The sequence below is a fragment of the Mesotoga sp. HF07.pep.5.2.highcov genome (assembly GCF_003666285.1).
GTDB lineage: Bacteria > Thermotogota > Thermotogae > Petrotogales > Kosmotogaceae > Mesotoga > Mesotoga prima.
The window spans coordinates 1-3,264 of record NZ_JFHJ01000331.1 but is presented as its reverse complement, the minus strand read 5'-3'; the positions used below and the strand labels follow the sequence as shown (position 1 = coordinate 3,264).

Below are 3,264 nucleotides of genomic sequence, written 5' to 3'. Positions count from 1 at the left end.
TCTGTGTGATAGTCACTAACCCATTCCCAAACATTTCCCGACATATCGAAGATTCCCAGTTCGTTTGAGCTTTGGTTCTTACCGGATGGGTCATATTTTCGGAGTTAGACTTATACCACGCTACCAGGTCAACTGAGTTTCCTCCCGATCTTGTGTAGCCTTCACTCGCGTTACCGCCTCTCGCCGCAAATTCCCATTCAGCATCAGTCAGAAGCCTGAAACCTTCTACTTCGGAGGAATCGGTTGTTCTTTCGCCACTTCCATCAAGCAAATTGCCCTCGGAATCGTAGGCAAGGGGTACCCCCCTCCTTATTACTAAGCCAGTTGCAATAAGCTATCGCGTTCCACCAGCTCACGTTCATAACTGGTCTGTAGCCCTTTCCCAAACCGGAGTCGTCGGGAAGGATTCTTCCCGTTTCATCAAAGAAAGCCTCATATTCTTCGAAGGTGACTTCAAACCTCCCGATGTAGTAATCGTAATTCAAATCAATCTGTCGTACCGGTTCATAATCGACACCTTCTTCTCTCCATGTGGTTCCCATGAGGAAGTTTCCGCCGTTGACAAGAACATGTTCCGGCATTGAAGCGCTTAAAGAAGCGGCGAGAAGAGCAATTGTGGATGTCGCGAATAGTCTATACATTGGGATCCTCCTGAGGAAATTGTCTTTGCCAAAAGAAGCTGGAATTACGCTATGCAGAAGTTCAGTTCCTGGCTTTTTTGTTTAGTTGAAGAGTGTCTTGTCCTTTTCGTTCTCACATTAAGATCGGCATTTATAAAAGGAAAAAGGAAGAAAGGTCTTCAATCAATTTTTCAATTTTCTTCTCTCTTCCGAAGCTCCACCAGCCAACGCTTCCCTGGCCAACTATTTCGGCGCCCTTGTCTTTGCAGATGGTCTTCATGTATTTTAATGTCTGTTTTCTTCCCATTGAGGCCGGAAAGAGACCAGTAGCCATAAGGGCAACTTTTTTGCCCTGGAGGGATTTCATTTTGGCAAGATAACTCTTCATGGGATCGGCGGGTGCTCTGCCATTAACTGGAGAGCAAAAGACTAGGCCCTCGTATCTTTCGAGATCGGGGGTTTCCGATCTGAGCCTTATCACAGATGCTTCTTTTCCTTCAGAAATCAACTTATCTCTTAGTTTTTCAGCAACGTACAGCGTATTTCCGGTTTTTGAATAGGCAATTATTCCAATCTTCACTACTGTCTCCTCCTTCGAGATTATCTTTCATTCAATCTTCTGAGTTCCAGATATTCTCTATCGGTTCCTTTTCGAAATCCAGTTCCATATGCGATGTGTTTGCCCAGTCTAGAAGCTCCAGAGAAATTGAATCGCCACATCTGCATGCTTTCACCGTGGTAATGGCGCAATTGGCTATCGAGACACCTGATCTCGAGAAGAAATCCTCAGGATCAATCCCGTTGCAGACGAAGGGAAGTGTCATTGACAAAAAGCCTCCGTGACTTACGGCCAGGACTTCTCCCTCTGGGCATTCATCTACGATAGTATTAATTCCTTTCCAGAATCGTGTGATGACCTGTCTATGGCTCTCACCCTCGGGAATTCGCTCATCTTTCTTGCCCCCGATCCAGTCTCTGACAAGCTTTAGGAATGCGCTCGCTGCTTCGCCTTCAATCAACTTGCCCTCAAGTTCACCGACGTGAAACTCCCTGATTTCGTCCAGGGGTTTGGCCTCAATTTCCAATTCTGAAGATACTATGCTCGATGTCTCAATTGCTCTCAATATCGGCGAGGAATATATCCTGCGTATATTCTTCAATCTTAAAAAGCGCGCGGCCATTTCGGCCTGCCGTATCCCTTCTTCTGTAAGCGGGAAACCTTCATTGCTATTTGCGAATATCTTTTCAACATTTGCCTGACTCTGGCCGTGGCGCATCAGATATATTGTTGTCATTTTATGCCTCCATGAAGTTACTCAAGAAGATGATAACAGATTTGGTCTGAAGGTTTTCTGGTCAAAACTCACCGAGCAGTATGCAATAACTCATAGCGCTCGACCCATTTTTCTAAGACTTGGGTTCCAGAGATCAATATGTGAGATGAATATATGGATTCTAAGGCAGTTTTAGAAAGGTAACTCTTACCCACTTGCTGATTTTCGAATATGTCGGCTTAACGTCTAGTTGCCTCCCAAATTCCTTCAGCTAAGGGTTCGAATATTGTGAAGGTTCCCGACATCGTATTCTTGTTGACTGATCCAGCGAAATCTATTTTGCTTTCAGAGGTCCAGGTGTTGATATTTACCTTATGATCGTTCGAGATCATTCCAAAGAGCTCTTTACAGTTTGAATCAAGACAGAATCTGCCCCTGTAATTGTAGACTACGTGCTGTTCAATATGAAAAGTTGCAATGTCGGATGATCCATCGGAATAAAGCATCACGGCATCCCAGCTACCGTTCAAGTTTGGAAGTCCGAAAAAAAGACACCCAGATAACAGGACGATTATCGCAAATATTGAGAGTGCGGTCAAAAAGCGTTTCTTCATTCTCCATCCCCTCCGTGCAAAAAGCGCATTCTTTCTCAGACTAACTACGGAATCTACATAGAAGCGCGAATTTGCTCCAATTATACAGTGTTTGAACCTTTGACATTGGAATCTTTTACAGCTAATGAACAGCGATTATATATGGGGAAATATGATAGCACTACTGATCAAAATCGCTGTTCCGTGTAGTTAAAAAGCAACTATGAAGCAAGGCCTCTGGGACAAAATCATTGGGAATGTAGCGACATAATTTATGCTGATATTACTTGAACATTACGCTTATTGCTCATGTTGTGATGGATTCATTTTTGCTTGGAAGTTCATTAGGCATTGTGATCTAATTTACATGAATTAGAGGCCGGGCTTCCCATACAATCCCTATTCATCCTGACTTCATCTACCAGTTTTTCGACGATTGCCAGATGGTTTTAGATTCATTAAAGGTCAATGATAAAGCAAATTCTCCGAGATGATTTCCAGAATCTTGTGGGTCTAGAAGAATATGCGTGCGGCAGGATATTGAGTTCCATCATCCATAATGATGAGAGGAGGAAGTGAAGTGTCTGGGAAAAAAGGGAAATTCGTGTTTAACGCGGACTTTATCTACAAGATGCCGGTGCATTTCGGTGGGGCCATTCTACCCGGTTAGAGTTGTCTACGGTGATAATACAGTTATCTCTGTTGACTATGAAACAGACGAAAATGCTCTATTAAGCTACATTCCCGAGGACTTCGAACTTAAGGAGCCGGTTGTCA

4 protein-coding genes and 1 pseudogene are annotated in these 3,264 nt (G+C 43.7%); all 5 read right to left on the bottom strand.

Going from position 1 to position 3,264, the window contains the following annotated elements; genetic code table 11:
• A pseudogene (locus tag BG32_RS16425) lies at window positions 1-271 on the bottom strand (formylglycine-generating enzyme family protein); the annotation flags it as partial.
• Window positions 264-641, bottom strand: a complete 378-nt coding sequence (locus BG32_RS16420; protein WP_259459589.1) for a formylglycine-generating enzyme family protein — start codon at window positions 639-641, stop codon at window positions 264-266. The pseudogene BG32_RS16425 and the gene BG32_RS16420, both read right to left, overlap by 8 nt.
• Before the next feature lie 130 nt (window positions 642-771).
• Window positions 772-1,200, bottom strand: coding sequence for a flavodoxin domain-containing protein (locus BG32_RS07315; protein ID WP_121526626.1), 429 nt, complete (start codon window positions 1,198-1,200; stop codon window positions 772-774).
• Between the two features lie 31 nt (window positions 1,201-1,231).
• Entirely contained in the window at window positions 1,232-1,915 is a 684-nt protein-coding gene (locus BG32_RS07310; protein ID WP_121526625.1) for a histidine phosphatase family protein, read from the bottom strand.
• 218 nt (window positions 1,916-2,133) lie between these two features.
• The gene (locus BG32_RS07305) at window positions 2,134-2,508 is read right to left on the bottom strand and encodes a hypothetical protein (RefSeq protein WP_121526624.1); all 375 of its coding nucleotides are present in this window, start codon (window positions 2,506-2,508) and stop codon (window positions 2,134-2,136) included.
• Between the last annotated feature and the right edge of the window lie 756 nt (window positions 2,509-3,264).